The sequence below is a fragment of the Clostridium tyrobutyricum genome (genome assembly GCF_019144085.1).
In the GTDB taxonomy this organism is placed as follows: Bacteria; Bacillota; Clostridia; order Clostridiales; family Clostridiaceae; genus Clostridium_B; species Clostridium_B tyrobutyricum_A.
In genome coordinates this window covers 48,206-71,003 of sequence record NZ_JAHHUY010000013.1, presented here as the reverse complement: position 1 = coordinate 71,003, position 22,798 = coordinate 48,206, and the positions used below count along the sequence as shown (strand labels likewise).

The 22,798-nt window shown below is 31.5% G+C and carries 20 protein-coding genes and 2 riboswitches; of the genes, 15 read left to right on the top strand and 5 right to left on the bottom strand.

Annotated features, from left to right (window positions below):
• Positions 1–85: 85 nt before the first annotated feature.
• Positions 86–958 carry a DMT family transporter gene (locus tag KM800_RS07760; protein ID WP_217812578.1) on the top strand — a complete coding sequence of 291 codons (873 nt, stop codon included), beginning with the start codon at positions 86–88 and terminating at the stop codon, positions 956–958.
• 26 nt (positions 959–984) lie between these two features.
• Here KM800_RS07760 and KM800_RS07755 read toward each other — a convergent pair whose 3' ends face one another.
• Both KM800_RS07755 and KM800_RS07750 read right to left on the bottom strand, forming a co-directional pair.
• A complete protein-coding gene (locus KM800_RS07755) occupies positions 985–1,842 on the bottom strand; it encodes a ComEC/Rec2 family competence protein (RefSeq protein ID WP_217812577.1) in 858 nt (285 codons plus the stop codon).
• Between the two features lie 43 nt (positions 1,843–1,885).
• The gene (locus KM800_RS07750) at positions 1,886–2,626 is read right to left on the bottom strand and encodes a lysophospholipid acyltransferase family protein (RefSeq protein WP_217812576.1); all 741 of its coding nucleotides are present in this window, start codon (positions 2,624–2,626) and stop codon (positions 1,886–1,888) included.
• A gap of 388 nt (positions 2,627–3,014) precedes the next feature.
• Between KM800_RS07750 and KM800_RS07745 the strand changes: the two genes are divergently transcribed.
• Genes KM800_RS07745 through KM800_RS07735 form a run of 3 tightly spaced genes read left to right on the top strand, consistent with a single transcriptional unit; the run spans position 3,015 to position 7,361 of the window.
• Positions 3,015–4,364 carry a 2-isopropylmalate synthase gene (locus KM800_RS07745; RefSeq protein ID WP_217812575.1) on the top strand — a complete coding sequence of 450 codons (1,350 nt, stop codon included), beginning with the start codon at positions 3,015–3,017 and terminating at the stop codon, positions 4,362–4,364.
• A gap of 49 nt (positions 4,365–4,413) precedes the next feature.
• Entirely contained in the window at positions 4,414–6,339 is a 1,926-nt protein-coding gene (locus KM800_RS07740) for an aconitate hydratase (RefSeq protein ID WP_217812574.1), read from the top strand.
• Between the two features lie 17 nt (positions 6,340–6,356).
• Complete coding sequence (locus KM800_RS07735; RefSeq protein ID WP_217812573.1) at positions 6,357–7,361, top strand: isocitrate dehydrogenase (NAD(+)); 1,005 nt, start codon at positions 6,357–6,359, stop codon at positions 7,359–7,361.
• Between the two features lie 80 nt (positions 7,362–7,441).
• Here the strand turns inward: KM800_RS07735 and metA are convergent, their stop codons facing one another.
• A complete protein-coding gene (gene metA / locus KM800_RS07730) occupies positions 7,442–8,380 on the bottom strand; it encodes a homoserine O-acetyltransferase MetA (protein WP_217812572.1) in 939 nt (312 codons plus the stop codon).
• A 102-nt stretch (positions 8,381–8,482) separates the two neighbouring features.
• Positions 8,483–8,590: riboswitch (SAM riboswitch) on the bottom strand.
• A 178-nt stretch (positions 8,591–8,768) separates the two neighbouring features.
• Positions 8,769–8,877: riboswitch (SAM riboswitch) on the top strand.
• 168 nt (positions 8,878–9,045) lie between these two features.
• Here metA and KM800_RS07725 point away from each other — a divergent pair.
• The 7 genes from KM800_RS07725 to argH all read left to right on the top strand — a co-directional run bounded on the left by KM800_RS07725 (position 9,046) and on the right by argH (position 17,439).
• Positions 9,046–11,439 (top strand): homocysteine S-methyltransferase family protein, encoded by a 2,394-nt coding sequence (locus KM800_RS07725; protein WP_419195462.1) that lies wholly within the window; start codon positions 9,046–9,048, stop codon positions 11,437–11,439.
• Between the two features lie 96 nt (positions 11,440–11,535).
• Complete coding sequence (locus KM800_RS07720) at positions 11,536–12,219, top strand: hydrolase (protein WP_217812570.1); 684 nt, start codon at positions 11,536–11,538, stop codon at positions 12,217–12,219.
• 246 nt (positions 12,220–12,465) lie between these two features.
• A complete protein-coding gene (locus KM800_RS07715) occupies positions 12,466–13,302 on the top strand; it encodes an amino acid ABC transporter substrate-binding protein (RefSeq protein WP_217812569.1) in 837 nt (278 codons plus the stop codon).
• Between the two features lie 35 nt (positions 13,303–13,337).
• Complete coding sequence (locus KM800_RS07710; protein ID WP_217812568.1) at positions 13,338–13,988, top strand: amino acid ABC transporter permease; 651 nt, start codon at positions 13,338–13,340, stop codon at positions 13,986–13,988.
• A 20-nt stretch (positions 13,989–14,008) separates the two neighbouring features.
• Positions 14,009–14,788 (top strand): amino acid ABC transporter ATP-binding protein, encoded by a 780-nt coding sequence (locus KM800_RS07705; protein ID WP_303396672.1) that lies wholly within the window; start codon positions 14,009–14,011, stop codon positions 14,786–14,788.
• Between the two features lie 36 nt (positions 14,789–14,824).
• On the top strand, positions 14,825–16,027 hold the full coding sequence (locus tag KM800_RS07700; protein ID WP_217812567.1) for an argininosuccinate synthase: 1,203 nt from the start codon (positions 14,825–14,827) through the stop codon (positions 16,025–16,027).
• Positions 16,028–16,119: 92 nt separating this feature from the next.
• Positions 16,120–17,439: an argininosuccinate lyase gene (argH, locus tag KM800_RS07695; RefSeq protein WP_217812566.1), complete on the top strand. Its 1,320-nt coding sequence runs from the start codon at positions 16,120–16,122 to the stop codon at positions 17,437–17,439.
• 58 nt (positions 17,440–17,497) lie between these two features.
• Here argH and KM800_RS07690 read toward each other — a convergent pair whose 3' ends face one another.
• Both KM800_RS07690 and KM800_RS07685 read right to left on the bottom strand, forming a co-directional pair.
• On the bottom strand, positions 17,498–17,713 hold the full coding sequence (locus tag KM800_RS07690; protein ID WP_217812565.1) for a DUF378 domain-containing protein: 216 nt from the start codon (positions 17,711–17,713) through the stop codon (positions 17,498–17,500).
• 71 nt (positions 17,714–17,784) lie between these two features.
• Entirely contained in the window at positions 17,785–18,306 is a 522-nt protein-coding gene (locus KM800_RS07685; protein ID WP_217812564.1) for an Lrp/AsnC ligand binding domain-containing protein, read from the bottom strand.
• Positions 18,307–18,706: 400 nt separating this feature from the next.
• On the opposite strand from KM800_RS07685, the gene KM800_RS07680 reads away from it, so the two are divergent.
• From KM800_RS07680 to KM800_RS07665, 4 genes are all read left to right on the top strand, one after another.
• Positions 18,707–19,678 carry an asparagine synthetase A gene (locus KM800_RS07680; RefSeq protein ID WP_217812563.1) on the top strand — a complete coding sequence of 324 codons (972 nt, stop codon included), beginning with the start codon at positions 18,707–18,709 and terminating at the stop codon, positions 19,676–19,678.
• Between the two features lie 184 nt (positions 19,679–19,862).
• A complete protein-coding gene (locus KM800_RS07675; protein WP_217812562.1) occupies positions 19,863–20,750 on the top strand; it encodes a DMT family transporter in 888 nt (295 codons plus the stop codon).
• Between the two features lie 106 nt (positions 20,751–20,856).
• Positions 20,857–22,005: an aldo/keto reductase gene (locus KM800_RS07670; RefSeq protein WP_217812561.1), complete on the top strand. Its 1,149-nt coding sequence runs from the start codon at positions 20,857–20,859 to the stop codon at positions 22,003–22,005.
• Between the two features lie 31 nt (positions 22,006–22,036).
• On the top strand, positions 22,037–22,381 hold the full coding sequence (locus KM800_RS07665; RefSeq protein WP_217812560.1) for a hypothetical protein: 345 nt from the start codon (positions 22,037–22,039) through the stop codon (positions 22,379–22,381).
• Positions 22,382–22,798: the final 417 nt, after the last annotated feature.

Here is a 22,798-nt window from a genome sequence, read left to right as displayed (position 1 = left end):
CCACGGAGCCATTTTATTTTATAGGATTTTACAGGTTATCAGATGTTTGATAACCTTTTTTATATTTATTTAGGAGTTTAATTATATGGAAGAAAAAAACAAGAGTTTACTTAAAATTCATTTGTCAGTATTTTTATTTGGATTATCAGGATTGTTTGGAAAATTAATTTCACTTCCATCAACAGTAATTGTGTTTGGAAGAGTATTTTTTTCCAGCATTTTTTTATTTATTATATTAATATATTTTAAAAAAAATATATTGTTAAAACAGAAAAAAGACTATTTCTATATAATACTTATGGGTATAATTCTAGCAATTCACTGGACTACATTTTTTAAGGCTATTCAAGTCTCTACAATAGCTATAGCACTGCTCACATTTTCAACATTTCCTGTATTTATTACATTTATTGAACCTTATTTTTTTAAAGACAAGATTAAATTATGGGATATTATAAGTGCTATTATTACATTTTTGGGTATAATCTTTATAGTACCAAAATTTCAGTTGACAAATAATTTAACTCAGGGGGCACTGTGGGGAATGTTGTCAGGATTTGCATATGCAATACTTTCTATGCTTAATAGAAAGTATGTACAGCAATACTCAAGTTTAGTAATTTCATTCTATGAGCAACTTATAGCTGCAGTTGTATTAATCCCATTTTTATTTTTCCAAAAACATGATTTTACAGTTAATAACATAATACTTTTAATTTTATTAGGCGTGGTTTTTACTGCTATATCTCATTCACTGTTTATAAATGGATTAAAGTATACAAGAGCCCAAACAGCATCTATTATTTCAAGTCTTGAGCCGGTATATGCAATTGTATTTGCAGCTTTTATATTACAGGAAATGCCAAGTTTAAGAGAAATAGTTGGAGGGATTATTATACTTGGTATTGCACTTTATTCAACTATTAAATCCAAAAAAGAAGGAGTTGTCTCAAAATAAATTTTAAGACAACTCCTTTTAAATTATTATTCTTTGGTAATGGTATTTCCATCACTTTTCAGTACAATAGTTCCATCTATATCAGTCCTATAAATTTGGATATCTTTTTTCTTAAGTCTATTTATTACTTTCTTAGTTGGATGTCCATATTTATTATCCTTTCCACAGCTTATTGTGGCTATTTTAGGATTAACTCTATTTAAGAATTCTTCTGAAGTTGAGCTGGAACTTCCGTGATGTCCCACTTTTAATACATCAGCTGCAATATCATAATTTTTATGGAGCATCTCCATTTCACTTGTTTTTTCAGCATCACCTGTAAATAAAAATTTATTATTTCCGTATGTTATTTTCAATACTATTGAATAATCATTAGCATCTGGATAGTTATCGCTGTTAGGAGCAAGTATTTCAGCTTTGGTATTATTACCGAAGTCCAATTGCATTCCTGGTTTTGGAACATCTATTTTCATATTCTTGTTTTTCAACTGATTTATCATATATTCAAAAGTTCTGGTATTGGAAATTTTTTTTGGCGCATAGAAAGTATCTACTTTATAGTTCTTTATTACATCACCCATTCCACCTATGTGGTCTTCATCAGGATGAGTTGCAATTACATAATCAAATTTTTTTATATTCTGATTACTTAAATATGACATAAGTTTGTCTTTACTTTTATTCGGACCTGCATCTATTAAAAGATTTTTACCATTTACCTGAATCAATTCACTGTCACCCTGATCTATATCTATATAATGAACTTTAATACCATTATATGAATCAGATTCATTTGAACTTTTAAAATATGTACATGAACATAGCAAAAATATTGAAATTAGCATAATAGATATCATAGTACAATATTTCTTTATAAATCCCATTATATTGATCCTCCTGTAGAATATAATTGGAGTTTGATAAAAATTATAAATTTTTTACAGAAGTTTCCAAATATATGTTTTTCATAATCTCTTTTTTTATAATTTCAGATATATTTTCTTTTTCATCCCTTGACAAGTCAGCTGGATAAATTGGTTTACAAATAGTTAGATTTACATCTGCAGGTTTTAAATTACCGTGTTTATTTCCTTCCCTTAATTTGTAACTTCCATCTAGTGCTAGTGGAACTATAGGTACCATGGATTTTAGACCAAGCTTCATGCTTCCCTTTTTAAATTCTCCTATTCTAGGTCCCTTGCTTCTAGTTCCTTCAGGAAAAATAACCAAGCTGTGTCCATTTTTTAAAATTTTAATGCCATCGCTTATTGATCTTACAGAGGCCCTTATATTGCTTCTATCCATAAATATACATTTGATTTGTTTCATCCAATAACTTATTATTTTTACATTTTTGATTTCCTTTTTAGCAATGAAACCAATTGTTCTGTCAAGAGATGCAATGAGTATTGGAATATCTAAAAATCCTTGATGATTTGATACAAAGAGACAGGGACCATCTGGAATGTTTTCAAAACCTTTCATATGAATTTTTGCTCTTATCCATTTTAGAACGAATTTTGCCCATTTGTCTACACAGTCATATATATATGACTGAACTTCTTCTTGAGAGCCCTTCTTTTTTAATTTTTCCAATTTCCTCTTTTTTATTAAAGAGTAAAACATGTACATGATCAACATGAAATACAGGAAAATACTTCTTATCATATTTTTAATACCTCCACATAATATCTTTTTATTGTCTTTATTATTATAACATATATGAAGTATAGTCCTTCAAAAAGTATATTGTATGGTCCAATATGAATAGAAGAATACCTTTACACAATAAATAATGAAGGATTTAATATATAAAAATCAAAAATAAGAAAATATGTAATTGATTATATTTATTAAAGATGATACAATATAATTATGCACTTTTTACAAAACGTTGAGTATACTAAGATACATAAGGAAAACAGATAATATATAAGAAATACATATGTAATTTTAAAAAAGATAAAATTCTTAAATTGAAGTATCATATATAATTTAATTCAAAAATGTGCTATTTTTTATAGTGCCAATGTTTAATTAAGAGGGGATGGCGTTAATGTATAATTATAAGCTTCAAAATATAGATAAACCTAATCTCTATAAAGATATATTTCCATATGATGAAGTTCCTAAAGTGGTTTTTGATGGAGTTCAACTGCCAATGGATCTGCCAGAGGATATATGGATTACAGACACTACATTTAGAGATGGACAACAGTCTATGGAGCCATTTACTTTAGAAGAGATAGTCAAAATATTTGATTATATTCATGAACTGGATAATGATTCGGGAATAATCAGACAGAGTGAGTTTTTTTTATATACTGAAAAAGATAGAAAAGCTGCTGAAGTCTGTATGGAAAGAGGATACAAATTTCCAGAAGTAACATCATGGATAAGAGCCAATAAAAATGATTTTAAACTTGTAAAGCAGATGAATTTAAAAGAAACCGGTATGCTCATGTCATGCTCAGACTATCATATATTTAAAAAGTTGAAGATGACAAGGGAACAAACTATGAACATGTATATTTCTATAGTAGAGGAAGCCTTGAATAATGGCATTAAGCCAAGATGTCATCTTGAAGATATAACTAGAGCTGATTTTTATGGTTTTGTAGTTCCACTAGTTGATAAACTTATGGAAATGTCAAAGGAATCGGGCATACCCATAAAGATAAGATTGTGTGATACTTTAGGTTTGGGAATTCCTTACGGTCAGGCAGCACTTCCAAGAAGTGTACAGGGAATTGTTCATGGAATAAGAAGTATATGCGGTGTTCCTCAAGATAGAATAGAATGGCATGGACACAATGATTTCTATTCTGCAGTGAATAACTCTACTACAGCATGGTTGTATGGATGTTCATCTGTAAACACTACTCTTTTTGGAATAGGTGAGAGAACAGGAAATTGTCCACTTGAAGCTATGGTATTTGAGTATGCACAGATAAAGGGAAATGCTAAAAATATGAATCTTCATATTATAACAGAGCTTGCTGAATACTTTAAAAATCAAATGAAATATGACATTTCTCCAAAAACACCTTTTGTTGGAAGTGAATTTAATTTAACAAAAGCTGGAGTTCACGCAGATGGAATACTTAAAGATGAAGAAATATACAATATATTTAATACAGATAAAATTCTGGGTAGACCAATTGTGGTTCAGGTAAACCAATATTCCGGGCTTGCAGGTATAGCAGCATGGATCAACACATACTATAGATTAAAAGATGAAGACAAAATAGATAAAAAAGATAAAAAAGTGGAAAAAATAAAAAAATGGATAGATAATCAGTACAATATGGGAAGAACTAGTATAATAAGAAGTGAGGAAATGGATGCTCTTGTAAAAAAATTAATACCAGAAATACTGGAAAAAAAAGAAGAGAGAGCTTGTTGAAATTAAGTAAATACTATTAAAGAAATATTACAATGGAGGAAATAGTGAAATGGGATTAAGTGCAGCACATAAAATTATAAAAAAACATCTGTTGAAAGGAAAAATGGTAGCAGGACAGGAAATAGCTATTAAAATAGATAGGACATTGACTCAGGATTCAACGGGTACTATGGCATATCTCCAGTTTGAAGCTTTGGGAATAGATAGAGTCAAGACAAAGAGATCTGTAGCATATATAGATCATAATATACTTCAATCAGGACCTGAAAATGCAGATGATCATCTTTATATTCAAACTGTTGCAAAAAAACACGGTATATATTTCTCAAGACCTGGAAATGGAATATGTCATCAGGTAAATCTTGAGAGATTTTCAGTACCTGGAGATACTCTTCTTGGATCAGACAGTCATACACCAACTGGTGGCGGAATAGGAATGCTTGCCATTGGTGCTGGTGGATTGGACGTTGCAGTGGCCATGGGTGGCGGCGAGTACTATATAAATATGCCAAAGATAGTCAAGGTAAACTTGACAGGAAAATTGGGATCTTGGGTTACAGCAAAGGATATAATACTTGAAATGCTTAGAAGACTTACTGTTAAAGGTGGAGTAGGAAAGATATTCGAATATACAGGTGAAGGAGTAAATACACTTTCTGTACCAGAGAGAGCTACTATTACAAATATGGGAGCAGAACTTGGTGCAACTACTTCTCTTTTTCCAAGTGATGATGTGGTACGTGAATTCTTGAAGGCACAGGGAAGAGAAGATGATTTTTCATACGTTCAGCCGGATAAAGATGCAGTATATGATGAAAAAATGGAGATAAACTTATCTGAACTTGAACCTATGGTTGCCTGTCCTCATAGTCCGGATAAAGTAGTTCCTGTTTCTGAATTGAAGGATGTAAAAGTAAATCAAGTATGTATAGGAAGTTGTACTAATTCCTCTTATGTGGACATGATGAAAGTGGCTCATATATTAGAAGGAAAAACTGTAAATGAAAATGTATCCCTTACTATTTCACCTGGATCAAAACAGGTATTGAATATGATATCTGAAAATGGAGGACTTGCATCAATGGTAGGAGCAGGAGCAAGAATTCTTGAAAGCGCCTGTGGTCCATGTATAGGAATGGGTCAATCACCTGCTACAGATGCAGTATCTTTAAGAACTTTCAATAGAAATTTTGAAGGAAGATCAGGAACCAAGTCTGCCATGATTTACCTTGTAAGTCCAGAAATTGCAGCAGCATCTGCTTTAAAGGGATATATTACTGATCCTAGAGAAATAGGAGATCCTATAAAAATTAAAATGCCGGATAAATTTCTTATAAAGGATAATATGATTGTGGGACCAAGTGAGACTGGAAATGATATAAAGGTAGTTAGAGGACCTAATATAAAGCCTTTTCCAAAGGCAAAACCTTGTGAAAACACTGTTCCAGGAGTAGTTCTTACAAAAGTAGGAGATAATATAACTACAGATCACATAATGCCATCTAATGCAAAGTTACTTCCATATAGATCCAATATACCTCATCTTGCCGAATACTGTCTAACACCTTGTGATGAGTATTTTCCTAAAAAGGCAAAGGAAAATGGAGGAGGATTTATAGTAGCAGGAGTCAATTATGGACAGGGATCAAGTAGGGAACATGCAGCACTGGCACCTCTTTACCTTGGAGTTAAAGCAGTATTTGCAAAGTCATTTGCAAGAATTCATATGGCAAATCTTATAAATAATGGCATAATGGCACTTGTATTTGCAGATGAAAGTGATTATGAAAAGATAGATCCTTTAGATAAGCTGGTTATAGAAAATGCTTTGGATCAGATTAAAAATGATATTGTAGTTGTTAAAAACGAAACTAAAGACGAAGAATATAAAATGATGTTCAATGTTACAGAAAGACAGAGAGACATGATAAAATTTGGTGGACTCCTGAACATGATGAAACAAAATACTAAATAATATTGGGAGGATTGAATATGGGACATAAAGTTACTCTTATTAAAGGTGATGGAATAGGGCCGGAAGTTTCCAAAGCTGCAAGAAAAGTTGTGGATGAGAGCGGTGCACATATAGATTGGGAGGTATTTGATGCTGGAGCTTCAGTTATGGATGAGTATGGCACTCCAATACCAGAACATATTATAGAAAGTATAAAGAAAAACAAAGTAGCCCTTAAAGGACCAGTTACCACACCCATAGGAAAGGGATTTAGAAGTGTAAATGTAACTCTTAGAAAGAGTTTGAATTTATATGCAAATATAAGACCTATAAAGACCTATGCTGGTGTAAAATCCAGATATGAAAATGTGGATTTGGTTATATTCAGGGAAAATACCGAAGATTTGTATGCAGGTATTGAACATATGGTAAATGATGAAATTGCAGAAAGTATAAAGATAATATCTAAAAAGGCAAGTTCAAATATAGTAAGAGCGGCTTTTGATTATGCAGTTAAAAATGGAAGAAAAAAAGTTACTGCAGTACATAAGGCAAATATAATGAAATTATCTGATGGATTGTTTTTGAGGACTGCCGAAGAAGTGGCAAAAGAATACAGCAATATTGAATTTGAAAGTGTAATAGTAGATGCAATGAGTATGAAACTTGTATTAAATCCTGAAAACTATGATGTACTTGTTATGCCAAATTTATATGGAGATATTCTATCTGATATGGCATCAGGTCTTATAGGAGGACTTGGTTTGGTACCTGGAGCAAATATTGGAGAAAATGCAGCTGTATTTGAATCTGCTCATGGTTCAGCACCTGACATTGCAGGTCAAAACAAGGCGAATCCAACTGCTATAATACTTTCAGCAGTTATGATGCTTAAATATCTTGGAGAAACAGAAGCAGCACATAAAGTAGAAAAAGCAGTAGAAGAAGTACTTAAAGAGGGAAAATATTTAACTGGTGATCTAGGTGGCAATGCTACTACGGATCAATATACAGATGCCATAGTTTCGAAATTGCATAATTGATGTAGTTTCATAAATATAAATCTATTAAACAAAACAAAGAGCCAGTAAATTTTTATTGTAAAATTTACTGGCTCTTTGTTTTATAAAGTAAGTTTACTTCTTTCATTAAGTGTATCAAGGTTGAATGGTGTTTCCTGATATACATAATAGTTTAACCAATTTAAAAACAATAGGTTGGCATGACTTTTCCAGTTAGCTGTAGGTAATTTTGTTGGATCATCATCTGGAAAATAGTGTTTTGGAATATCTATGGGTATATTATTTTGAATATCTCTGTCATATTCAGATTTTAGTGTACAAGTATCATATTCAGGATGTCCGGTTACGAAAATCTGATGCGCATTTTTAGTAGATACCATATATACTCCTGCTTCTTCTGATTCAGATAATATTTCCAGATCCGGGACTTTTTCAATATCAGATTTTTTTACAGTTGTGTGTCTTGAATGTGGAGCGAAATATACATCATCAAATCCCCTGAGCAAATCCACATTTTTTTTGTTTATAGTGTGGGAAAATACACCAAATCGTTTTTTAGAAAGAGCATATTTGGGTATGCCAAAATGATGATATAGTCCAGCCTGTGCCCCCCAACATATATGTAGAGTAGAATATACGTTACTTGCTGACCAATCCATAATGGAAATTAGCTCTTTCCAATAATCAACGGCTTCAAATTCAAGAAGTTCAACAGGGGCTCCTGTTATTATCATACCATCAAATTTCTTGTCCTTTATTTGTTCGAATGTCTTATAGTATTTAAAAAGATATTCTGAAGAAGTATATTTTGAAGTATGAGAGCTTGTATACAGTAAAGTTATATTCACTTGAAGAGGTGAGTTACTCAATAATCTCAGTAACTGTGTCTCTGTAGTAGTTTTATCCGGCATTAAATTGAGTATTATTATATCCATAGGACGTATATCCTGTTTTGATGCGCGATGTTCATTCATAATAAATATGTTTTCATCTTTTAATGTTTTAGAAGCTGGTAAATCATTAGGTATCTTTATTGGCATAGAAATCCATCCCTTACTTATAATGATTTTAATCAAATAAAAAAGCTGTTTTTCTGAAAGATAAGAAAAACAACTTTTGATATCGTAATATCGAAACTATTTTTCTTATCTTTCAGAAATAATCTGTTGGAATTAACACCATACATTCAAATGAAAAATGCTGGTTGTCGGACATCATCGGGCCAGTCCCTCAGTCACTCTAGATAAGTTTTTACTTTTAATTGTCACTTAGTTTTATCTAAGCTAACGGTACTAAACTAATTAATATTCTATATAGTATATCAAACATAAGTTTTTGTCAAGCTGTATAGATAAGAACTTAAAAAGTTATTGACAAGTAATTTGAAAAGTATTAGGATTAAGATAATATATAATTGAATGTTTACTATTCTTATCAAGAGAGGTGGAGGGACTGGCCCTGAGAAACCCGACAACCAACATGTTTTTATGTGTAATGGTGTTAATTCCAACAGAAATGTGATTCTGGAAGATAAGAAAAGATTGCTTTTGTTTATGATTTAAGCTGCTTTTCTTGAAAAGGCGGCTTTTTTAGCTAAAGTGAAAAAATAGGCCCTTATGGCATTTAACTATAAAGGAGTGGTCATGTGACTTGTAATAATTTATTAAAAAGACTTAAGAATAATTTTATATTTTTTGATGGAGCCATGGGCACTATGCTTCAAAGAGCGGGACTTAAAACAGGTGAGCTTCCAGAAATTCTAAATATAACAAATCCAAGTACCATAAAAAAAATACATGAAGCCTATCTTGATGCAGGAGCTGACATTATAACTACCAATACTTTTGGAGCAAATGATTTAAAATATAGCTCTTCTGATTATTCATCAGAGGAAGTAATTGAAGCTGCAGTTGGAATTGCAAGGGAAGCTGTCAAAAGCAGAGAAAATAAATTTGTAGCTCTTGATATAGGACCAATAGGGCAGGTAATGGAGCCTACTGGAAATTTAAGTTTCGATTCAGCTTATAAATTATTTAAAAAGCAGGTAGTTGTAGGAGCTAGATCAGGAGCCGATCTTATAGTAATTGAAACTATGATGGATTTGTATGAGACTAAGGCTGCAGTGCTTGCTGCAAAAGAAAATAGTTCACTTCCGGTATTCTGCACCATGACTTTTGAAAAAAATGGAAGAAGCCTTATGGGCACTGATCCTAAAACAATGGTATTTGTTTTAGAAGGGCTTGGAGTGGATGCAATTGGAGTCAATTGTTCTCTAGGGCCTAATGAACTTCAGGACATAGTAGACGAAATTTTGAAGTATGCTTCAATTCCAGTTATGGTTCAGCCAAATGCAGGACTTCCCAAATACAATGGAGTTGAAACTTACTATGATATAAGCATAGAAGAGTTTTCAAAAAATATAAAAATAATGGCTCAAAAGGGAGTAAGAATAATTGGGGGATGCTGTGGTACAAATCCTGATTTTATAAAAGATTTTATAAAAGAACTGAAGGATATCAAACCTATAAATATAGAAGAAAAAAACTATACAGCAGTAACTTCAGCAACTGAAACCGTAATAGTAGAAAATAAAACTAGGATTATAGGTGAGAGAATAAATCCTACAGGAAAGTCTGCATATAAAAAAGAACTTAGAGAAAAAAGTGTTGATTATATACAAAAGCAGGCTTTGATACAAAGAGATGAAGAAGCGGATATACTTGAATTGAATGTAGGACTTCCAGAGATAAATGAAGTTGAGATGATGAAGAAGGCAGTGAGAGCACTACAAAAAGTAGTGTATACTCCTATAAGCATAGATAGTCCAAATCCAAATGCACTAGAGGCAGGTGCAAGATTATACAATGGAAAACCTCTTATAAATTCTGTTAATGGAAAAGAAAAGACTATGGAGGATGTATTTCCAATAGTTAAAAAATATGGAGGATGTGTTATAGCACTTACTATAGATGAAGATGGTATCCCCAAAACCGCTCAAAAGAGATTTGAAATTGCGGAAAAAATAGTAAAGAGGGCAGCAGAATATGGAATACCAAAAAAAGATATAGTAGTTGATTGTCTGTCACTTACAGCTTCAGCACAACAGAAGGAAGTAATGGAGACGGTAAAGGCAATAAGGCTTGTAAAAGAAGGATTAGGTGTAAAGACTACTCTTGGTGTAAGTAATGTATCCTTTGGACTTCCACATAGAAAACTCTTGAACAGGACATTTTTGTTGCTTGCTCTTCAGGCTGGATTAGATCTTCCTATAATGAATCCTTCGGATAAGGGTATGAAGGATACTATAGCTGCATTTCAAGTACTTGCCAATAGAGATGTAGACAGCAGGGAATTTATAGATAGATACAAGGATGAACCAGAGGAATCAAATAATAGCCGATTATCTGCAAAAAAAGTCAAGGATAAGAATTCTGATAATAGAAAATTGGATAAAAACAGCAGTGACTTAAAACAGATAATCATAAATGGTGATGAAAGTGCGGCATCTTTGGCTACTGAAGAACTTTTAAAATTACAACAACCACTTGATGTAGTAAATTCATATATAATACCAGCACTTGATCAGGTGGGAACAAAGTATGAGACTAAGGAGATATTTCTACCACAGCTTATACAGGCGGCTGAAACTGTAAAAAAATCATTTGAAGTTATAAAAAAAAGCATAGTTGAAAATGGTGGCCAGAGTGTAGAAAAGGGAAGAGTTATTTTGGCTACAGTCAAGGGAGATGTACATGACATAGGAAAGAATATAGTAAAGGTGCTTCTCGAAAATTATGGATTTAATGTAATTGATCTTGGGAAAGATGTAGACATACAGAGAGTAGTTGATGCTGCAAAAGAAAACAATATAAAACTTGTAGGGTTAAGTGCACTTATGACTACTACCGTTATGAATATGAAAAAAACTATAGATGCATTGAAAAAAAATAATTTATCATGTAAAGTTGTAGTAGGTGGTGCAGTGTTGAATCAGGAGTATGCAGATATGATAGGTGCTGATTTTTATGCAAAAGATGCCAGAGATACAGTTAAGATAGCTGAGGAATTATTTTCAAAAGATAAAGTAGGAACAAATTAGAATTTCAAAAATAATTATATTTATATGGAATATTTTAATCAATTAATATAAAATAGACTTAAGAATATATAACTAATTGATTTAGGAGATAAAATTATGGAGAACACTAATAAAAAATCAATCAAATATGTACCGGAGGTAAATGGAACACTTAGAGGTCATATGATAAATGTTCCAACAGTAATTAGGAAAGCTACGGGAATAAAGTTTTTTGGAAAAAGGTTAAAATCATTTGCCTTTACTACAGATGTTGCAGTTATAAAAAATATAAATGCAGATGCTGTTTTTGCTGTATATCCATTTACTCCACAATCTGTTATAACAGAAGCTTTAGTCGGTGCATCTGATGTCCCAATTTTTTGCGGTGTAGGTGGAGGACTTACAATGGGCAAGAGAGTAATAAATCTTGCACTAAATGCGGAATTTACAGGAGCTTTGGGAGTAGTTGTCAACAGTCCTACATCAAATGAAGTTATAGAAGCAATGAGTGAAGCGATTGATATTCCAATAGTAGTTACTGTAGTTTCTGAAAGAGATGATATACAAAAGAGGATAGATTCAGGAGTTTCCGTATTAAATGTATCTGCAGGTGTAAATACAGTACAGCTTGTTAAGAAAATAAGAAGCCAATTTCCAAATTTTCCTATAATGGCTACAGGTGGAAAGAATGATGTCAGTATTGAAGAAACTATTAATGCTGGTGCAAATGCCATTTGTTATACTCCACCATCTTCAGGAGAACTTTTCAAAGGCACTATGGAAAAATATAGACATATGTAATATGGACTTCATGAAATTATAAATATAAATCGCTGAATATCCTTTTAGCGGTTTATATTTATGCATAAAATTATTTAAAAATGCATATAAGATTACAGCTTAAATAAGTAATTTAAGAGCTGAAAGCATGTGCATATTTATTCATTAATTTATAGAGAAAAGTATTGCATAATTATAATATTATATGTATAATTATTATGTATTATAAATGAAAATTATATTGAATATTATGAAGGGAGAAAAAATATGAATAGATTAAAAAAAGGACTAATAATAGGATTATCTACTATTATCGTAGCAGTTTTATTTGCTGGATGTGGAAAGGCAGGAACAGCTAGTACCAATACACTTGAAAGTGTAAAAAAAGAAGGTGTTCTTAAAATAGGACTTGAGGATTCATTTCCTCCAATGGAATTTAGGGATAGCAAAAACCAACTTAAAGGTTTTGATGTAGATATGGCAACAGAAATAGGTAAGAGGTTAGGTGTGAAAACTCAATTTGTACCTACAGATTTTAATGGAATAATACTTGCACTTAAATCAGGAAAATTTGATGCAATAATATCAGGAATGAGTATAACTGATGAGAGGAAGAAACAGATAGATTTTTCAAAACCTTATTTTATGTCAGGACAGATTATAATTGTTAAAAATGGAAACAAAAGTATAACCAAATCAGATAATTTGGCAGATAAAACTGTAGGAGTAGAACTTGGAACTACAGGTGACAAATCTTCACAGGATCTTGACAAGAAATTAAAGGAAAAACAATCCAAGGGAATAAAGGAAATAAAGAAATACGACAAGGCTACAGATGCACTTCAGGATTTACAGACTGGAAGAAGTGATGCTGTAATAATTGACGAACCTGTAGGAAGATATTACGTATCTGCTGATGATAAAAAGGGAAAATACGCTGTACTTTCTGAAAAACTTACAAGTGAACCAATGGGAATAGGTTTCAAGAAAGGTGATAAAGAACTGGAAGAATCAGTTCAAAAGTCAATAGATGAAATGAAAAAAGATGGAACAATGTCTAAACTTTCAATTAAATGGTTTGGAACTGATGAATATAAAAAATAGTTAGTGTAAAATTAAAGGGAAGAGGAACAGGAGTAATGGATATAGATTTTATTAAAAATATACTTCCAATTCTTTTAAAAGGAAGTGTAATGACCGTTGAATTAACAGTCATTACTATAATATTTGGAAGTATACTTGGAATATTACTAGCACTTTTAAGATTATCAAATAATCTAGTTTTAAAATATATTTCAAGCTTTTATGCTTGGATATTCAGAGGAACGCCTTTATTGCTTCAATTATTCTTTTTCTATTATGGGTTACCTTTTATAGGTATAGAATTAACTCCTTTTACTGCAGCTATAATAGGACTTGCCTTAAACTGTGGAGCATATATGTCAGAAATAATAAGAGGAGGAATCCAATCCATAGATCAAGGGCAGTTTGAAGCTGCGAAAGCTTTGGGATTCAGCTATACTAAGACTATGAAAAGGATAATATTGCCTCAGACATTTAAAATTATAATACCTCCTGTTGGAAATGAATTTATATCTATATTAAAAGATACTTCTCTTGTTTCAACTATAGCTATGGTTGAACTTATGAGATCTGCCCAACAGATATATGCAACTAGTTTTGATCCAATATCTGTATTTTTAACAGCAGCAGTGTTCTACCTTATAATGACTACTGTTTTTACTACTGCATTTGGTATAATAGAAAGAAGATTATCAGTTTACAATTAAAATAGAAGAGGTGAATATTTATGGAAACTGCAGCTGTAGATGGATATAAAGCTTCAGATGGAAATAAATACATGATAGAGGCTTTAAATTTAACAAAGAAATTTAATGACTTGACAGTGTTTGAAAACTTGAATGTGAAAGTAAAAAAGGGTGAAGTATTAGTAGTAATAGGGCCTTCTGGTTCAGGTAAAAGTACATTTTTAAGATGTTTAAATCATTTAGAGGATATAAATGGCGGAGAAATTATTATAGAAGGAGAAAAATTGAATCCCAAGGATAAAAAATTTCTCAGAAAGATAGCCACAAAGATGGGTATGGTATTTCAGAATTTCAATCTTTTTCCTCATATGACAACAATTCAAAATGTAATGGAAGCACCTGCTGTAGTAAAAAAAGAGAATAAAAAGCAGGTTCGTGAAAGAGCGGAAAGGCTTTTAGATAAAGTTGGATTATCGGACAAGATGGATTATTATCCTTCAAAATTATCAGGCGGTCAAAAACAAAGAGTTGCAATAGCAAGAGCACTTGCCATGAATCCAGATATAATGCTGTTTGATGAACCTACCTCAGCACTTGATCCAGAACTTGTTGGAGAAGTTTTGAATGTAATGAAAAAGCTTGCAGAAGATGGCATGACCATGATTGTTGTAACCCATGAAATGGGATTTGCAAAAGAAGTTGCTGACAGAGTCATATTTATGGATGAAGGCAAGATAGTTGAAGAGGGAAAGCCAGAGGATATTTTTGACAATCCCAAGCAGGAGAGAACAAAGAGTTTTTTAAATAAAGTATTTAAATAAGAAAATATTAAAATTGATAAGATGGAGGGTAATTTTATGAAAGATAAAGTTGTATTAGCATATTCAGGAGGTTTGGATACTTCTATTATAATTCCATGGCTTAAGGAAAACTATGATCTTGAAGTTATAGCTGCTTGTATGGATGTAGGTCAGGGAGACGATTTAAAAGCAGTAGAAGAAAAGGCAATAAGAACTGGAGCATCTAAAGTATATGTAGAAGATTTAAAAGCAGAATTTGTAAAAGACTATATTTTTAAAGCAGTAAAGGCACATTTGGTATATGAAGATGAATATTTACTTGGAACATCTCTTGCAAGACCTCTTATGTCAAAAAGATTGGTTGAAATTGCTCACAAGGAAGGAGCAAAGTACATAGCACATGGCTGTACTGGAAAGGGAAATGATCAAGTCCGTTTTGAAACTGGAATAGCAAGTTTTGACCCTACAATACAGATAATTGCCCCATGGAGATTATGGGATATAGAATCAAGAGAAGATGCCATAGACTATGCACATGCCAAAGGAGTAGAAGTTACTGCTACAAAGAAGAAAATATATTCCGAAGATAAAAATGTATGGCATGTAAGCCATGAAGGTGGAGATCTTGAAGATCCAAGAAATGAACACAAGAGAAGCATGTATTCCATGACTACACCTGTAGAAGAGGCACCGGACAAGCCAGAATATATAGAAATTTATTTTGAACAGGGAGTTGCTAAAAAACTAGACGGAAAAGAATTAGAACCACTAGAACTTTTAACTAAGTTGAATGAAATAGCAGGAAGAAACGGAGTAGGAATAATTGATATAGTAGAAAATAGACTTGTTGGAATGAAATCAAGAGGTGTATATGAAACTCCAGGTGGAACAGTATTATATGCTGCACACAGATGTCTTGAGAGAATTACAGTAGATAAGAATACTTATCATTACAAACAAGTTATATCTCAAAAATATTCAGAACTTGTTTATGACGGACTTTGGTTCACACCTCTCAGAGAAGCATTGGATGCTTTTGTAGAATCAACTCAGAGCAACGTTACAGGTTCAGTTAAGCTTAAGATATACAAAGGAAATGTAATTACTGCGGGAACTGATGCAAAAAAACCTCTTTATAATGAGAGCGTATCATCATTTGGAGCTAGTAATTTATATGATCACAAAGATGCAGCTGGTTTCATCAAGATATTTACACTACCAAGCAAAATAAAAGCTATGGCAGACAAGGATCTTCATTAAAATAGAATAAAAATACACAGATTGCTCCATCTTAATATAGATGGAGTAATTTAGAATTATGATATTTATAAAAGAAAGGACAGGAAAATTATATGAAGTTATGGGGCGGAAGATTTAAAAAATCTGAAAGTAAGCTCATGGAAGATTTTAATAGTTCATTGAGTTTTGACAAGGCACTTTATAGAGAAGATATAACTGGAAGCATGGCTCATGTAAAGATGCTTGCAAAATGTAATATATTATCCAGTGAAGAAAGAGACAGCATATTAAATGGTCTACAATCAATACTTTCAGATATTGAAACTGGAAAACTTAAGATCGAAGGTGACTATGAGGATATACATAGTTTTATAGAAAGTAATTTGTTGGATAGAATTGGTCAAGTTGCAAAAAAGCTTCATACCTCCAGAAGTAGAAATGATCAGGTTGCTTTGGATTTTAGATTATATGCCAAAAATAAATCCAAAGAAGTTATAGAAAACATAGAGGAATTGCAAAATACAATGAAAAAACTGGGAGATGAAAATAATTTCATAATGCCAGGATATACTCATCTTCAAAGAGCACAGGTGGTTACATTCAAACATCATATAATGGCCTACTACAATATGCTTGAAAGAGATAAGAAAAGGATAGAAAATGCCAGGGAAATATTAGATGAAAGTCCATTGGGATGCTGTGCACTTGCTGGAACTACTTATGATATTGATAGAAAGTTTACTGCAGAAGAACTTGGATTTAAAAAACCTGTAAATAATTTTCTGGATGGTGTAAGTGATAGGGATTATGCATTGGAACTATTATCTGATTTCTCAATAATGATGATGCATTTCAGTCGATTGAGTGAGGAACTTATACTTTGGAGCAGCAAAGAATTCGGATTCGTAACTATAGATGATGAATTTTCAACAGGAAGCAGTATAATGCCCCAGAAAAAAAATCCTGATGCAGCCGAACTTATAAGGGGTAAGACAGGAAGAGTATATGGAGATCTAATGTCTCTTTTAACTATAATGAAGGGAATTCCACTCGCCTACAACAAGGATATGCAGGAGGATAAGGAGCAGTTCTTTGATTCACTTAAAACTGTACTTAGCTGCACTAAAATAATGAATGGAATGTTGTCTACATTGAAGGTAAATCGGGATAAGACATTGAAAGCAGTAAAGACTGGATTTTTAAATGCTACAGAAGCAGCTGATTATCTTGTCAATAAAGGAATGGCATTCAGGGATGCACATAAGGTAATAGGAGAAATTGTACTTTATTGTGAAGAAAAAGAAAAATCAATAGAAGAACTTTCAATTCCTGAATTACAAAAATTCAGTAATCTCTTTAAAGAAGACGTATATGATTTTATAGATTACAATAACTCCATCAACAGAGGAATAAAAAAAGAACTTAAAAAATAAGTTGAAAAAAAGGAGCGATTAAAGATTAAATCTTAGTCGATCCTTTTTTATAATACAATTATTTGGCATCAGTTGTAGTGACATCCCTATCTCTTCCAAGAAATGATATCGAATACAGGCCGCAAATTCCTACAAGTGCATATAGAGTTCTTGTAAGAGCTGACATGGTACCGAATAATGAGGCCAATAAATCATATTGTACAAATCCAATTAAACCCCAGTTTACTGCACCTATGATAACTAATATAAGAGCTATAGTATCCAATGTTTTCATAATCTACATCTCCTTTTTAATTTATCAAATATATTATGTGCAGTTGTATTATAAATTATAAGTATATATCGCTATTTGTTTGTTGAATTTTTATGTGATTTACCACCAGTTGATTCAAGAGCATCTATATATATGCTTCTATCAATAGGTTGATATAGGGATATAAATGTATTTGTTCTCTGTATGCCTTCTACAGATTGTATCTTGTTCATAAGCAGGGATTGAAGGTCTGCTATATTTTTACATATTACTTTTATGAATATTGAATATTCTCCCGTAGTATAGTGAAGCTCAACAATCTCATTTATAGCTTTCATTTCATCTAATACTTCGTTGAAATCTCTTGCCCTGTCTAAATAAATTCCTATAAAGCAGCATACATCATAGCCAATTTTAGAATTATCTATAATGAGTTTTGTACCCTTTATTATATTTATATCTTCCATTTTTTTCATTCTAACATGAATAGTTCCACCACTTACATGGCACTGCCTGGCTATTTCAAGATAAGGAGTTCTAGAGTCCTTAATCAGTATATCGAGAATTTGGATGTCTAAATCATCCAGGCCATTAATTTTAAAATTCGAATTCAATAAAAACACTCCTTTGTTTTGCACTACTTATTATGCAAATATTAACATTGTGGTAATTTTGTAAAGTATTTCCTGCTATATAAAAAATACTTTTTAAAATAATTTGTAACTTTAATATAAATATACTTATATTTTAACCTATTTGACTATATACTTAAACCATTATCGTAAATAATAATTTAAATAAATTATTAATTTAATAACAGAAAACGTTTTCTTAAGGAAATAAATTTAAAATTATTAAAAAATCAAAACGTTTAATGACTAAATAATAAAAATATTAAAAATTATTTGTTAATATTGCAACTTGTCTTAAAAAGTATTATTATATTGTTAATGAAACTATGGAAATCGAAACACAACTTAATTGATTTGTGTTTAATACTAGGAGGATGTATTTATGGATACTATATTAGAAGATCAGGAAAGAAAGGCAGAACTGAAAGTTTTAGATAAAGAATTAAAAAAGATAGAAAGAAAGGAGTTACCACATATACTTCGTGTTCAACAGACAATAGTAAAAGCAGTAGATGAATATATGTATAAAAAAAATATAACTAGAATATCACCTGTTATGATATCACCTATTACAGATACATTGAACCATGATGTAGAAGATTGCAGTTTAACATATGAAGGACAAAAATTTGATATAACAAAATCAATGATATTTCACAAGCAGGTAATACTTTCAAGTCCTTATATAGATAAAATATATATAGTATCTCCAAATGTAAGACTTGAAAAGGCAGAAAAAGGTGATGTGAGACACTTATTCGAATTTACACAAGTTGATGTCGAATTTAAAAATGCAACTATGGATACCATATTTGAATTTGAAGAGGGTTTAATAAAATATATATTTGATTCAATTAAAGAAAATTGTGCAGAAGAATTCAAAGTATTGGGTATAGGAACTTCACACCTTGATATAGCTGCTCCTTTCAAGAGATATACTACTCAGGAACTTAGAGCAAAATATGGTGATGATTTTGAAATGGAAGCTTCCAAGGCAGCTACTCAACCATTCTGGCTTATAAACCATAAAAGAGAATTTTATGATGCAGAGGATTTAAATAATAAGGGAACTTATAAAAATTACGACTTGATTTGGCCAATGGGATATGTTGAAGGTTTAAGTGGTGGAGAAAGAGAATATAAATATGATAGAATTTTGACTAGAATGAGAGAACTGGATGTAGACGAGAATGCATTTAGAAATTATATTGAACTTGCAAAACAGGGCAAGATTCCTAAAACTGCAGGAGCTGGTTTTGGACTTGAGAGAATGACAAGATTCGTATGTCAGCAGAATCAAATTGATGATGTTACAGTATTCACAAGAAAACCAGGAGAAAAATATTTATTCTAAGCAGATATCCAAAATCTTTAATTTTGTGATGGTCACTTACTCATTCGACTAAAAAGGAGAATGAGTTTCATTGATTTGTTATTATTATTAACATGAACGTTAAAATAATATATTATATATTTATAGTAGGCTGAATTTTATTCCGCCTACTATTTATTTGAATCGGGGGAAGAAATACAAATATATGGAAAAGAAAAACATCAAATCATATGTATACCTTGTAATCACAGCTATTATATGGGGATTTGCATTTGCAGCTCAGAGATTTGCAGTCAGATTTGTAGAACCATTTACTTTTAATGGAATAAGATTTGTTCTTGGTACCTTATCTTTAATCCCGGTTATGGTTTTATATAAAAGTGATTCTGCAAAACAATATTCATTAAAAAGTGCTGCTTTCGGAGGAATAATTGCAGGAATTTTTTTGTTCTTGGCATCTTCATTTCAACAAATTGGGCTTGCAGGAACTACTGCAGGTAAGGCAGCATTTATAACAGGATTATATATTGTTATTGTTCCACTGTTTGGAGTATTTTTAAAGCAGCACATTGACATCAATTTATGGATTGGAGCTTTTACAGCAATTGTAGGATTGTATTTGCTTTGCGTTACAGGTGGGTTTAACGTAAATTATAGTGATATGATGCAGTTGATATGTTCATTTTTATTTGCATTCCAAATACTCATAATAGGATATTTTGCAAATAAAGTTGATTGTATTAAACTGGCATTTTTTCAGTTTGTTACATGTGCCCTGTTAAGTTTAATAGTTGCAGTTTTAACAGAAAGCATGCACATTGCCAATATTAAAAATGCATTAATTCCAATAATATATGCTGGAATATTTTCAGTAGGTGTTGCATATACTTTTCAAATACTTGGTCAAAAATATGCAGAGCCTACTCATTCCGCCATTATAATGAGCCTGGAAAGTGTATTTGCCGCCCTAGGAGGTTTTATTATATTGGGAGAGAAGCTTGAGTTGAGAGCTTTAATTGGATGTATAGTTATGTTTTTAGGAATAATTATATCACAGGTTAGGCCTATTAAAACAAATAAAAAATTGACTTAGGGAATGCTTTAATGTTTAGGTATGGGAAGCTTTCTAAGTTATGTATTGATAATAGATGAATAAATGTTTATTATTAAATCATATACTAAATCAATGGGGGGATATTATGCTTTATAGAAGATTTGGAAAAACAGATGAAATGGTTTCAATTTTGGGGTTTGGATGTATGAGGCTGCCTCTTATTTCAAAAAATGATCCCACTAGTATTGATGAAGGAAAATCTATTGATTTAATTCGTTTTGCAATAGATCAGGGTGTAAACTATATAGATACTGCATATCCTTATCATGGCAAGGGAATGCGAAGAGGTGGACAAAGTGAACCTTTTCTTGCAAAGGTTTTGAAAGATGGGTACAGGGATAAAGTAAAGTTAGCAACTAAGCTTCCAAGCTGGTTGATAAAAACAAGAGAGGACATGGATAAATATTTAAATGATCAATTGCAAAGATTGGAAACAGATCATATAGACTTTTATCTACTGCATGCTCTCAATAAGGATGTATGGAACAATTTAAAGAAAAATGGAATCGATGAATTTTTGGATTCTGCTTTAAAAGATGGTAGAATAAAATATGCAGGATTTTCATTCCATGATAAATTGGATGTGTTCAAGGAAATAGCAGATTACTACAATTGGTCATTTTGTCAGATACAGTACAATTATTTAGATGAAAATTTTCAAGCTGGAACAGAAGGTCTGAAATATGCTTTTGAAAGGGATTTTGGTATTACAATTATGGAACCTTTAAGGGGAGGAAAACTTGTAAACAATCTTCCTAAAGAAGCAAAAAATATTTTAAATAAAGCGAATCATGAAATGACACTTCCAGAATGGGCCTTAAAATGGGTATGGAATCATCAGGAAGTATCAGTAGTATTGAGTGGTATGAATGACATGAGTCAAATTGTAGAAAATATAAAAACAGCCAGTAATGCAGAACCAGATTCAATGACAGAAGATGAATTTAATGCAGTAGATAAAGTTAAACATATAATAAAACAAAAAACTAAAGTTAATTGTACGGCCTGTGAATATTGTATGCCATGTCCGGTAGGAGTTAATATTCCAGGATGTTTTAGTGCATACAATGATCATTATATATTTAATATGGATAAGTTGGATTCAGCATACAATAGGCTTACATATAGTCAAAAAGCATCCAATTGCAGACAATGTGGAAAGTGTGAATCAAATTGTCCACAGAAAATTGAAATCCGAGACAAATTAAAAAAAGTTAAAATTTTATTTGAATAAAATAATTTACATATAATGAGGAGGAGAAATAATGCCTTGGAAAAATTTTATATTCCAGATGATATTTATTGCCATAATATTTTTGGTGGTATATACTTTGTTAAAAAAATATGTTTTTGTGAAATTTCATCCTAATAAAATAGTACTTCTTGTATTGGCTGTAATTGCTTTCTTTGTACCAAGTATAGCAAATGCTTTTTTAAAGAAAAGTGTGAATAATTCTATACTTCAGTACATAGGTTCTGCAATATTCATAATATTGTTTTTGTGGTTTTTGGACATACAAAATGGATCTATGAATAAAAAAGACAAACGCAAGGATATAAAAATCAGACCTAAAGCTAAACCAAATAGGGCCCGTAATAATAAAAAGTAAGCATATTTGTCGAAAATGGAATATTTTTAGTTAAATATATTGACTTATTTATGCGTTAATGTTATTATAATTTAGTAGTGAAGCGAAAGTTTTACTATTAATATCCCCTATTTAGCCGCATGCTCCCCCATGTAGGCTTTTTTTTTATCCAAAAATAGAATTGTATATAATTTGACAAAAGAAGACATGAATTATTTTATTAAAATAGTTCATGTCTTCTTTTATTAATAAAATTTTTTAAAGGAAACTCCTATTTCCTAGGGTCATAGGAGTAAGCGACCATCACAAAATCTAAAATTTATGGTTCAGTTATTTAAAGGAAACTCCTTCTCCTTTCAGTCGAATGAGTAAGCGACTCACATCAAATCAGAGATTTGAGTTCTATCCTTTATATGAAACTCCTTCTCCTTTCAGTCG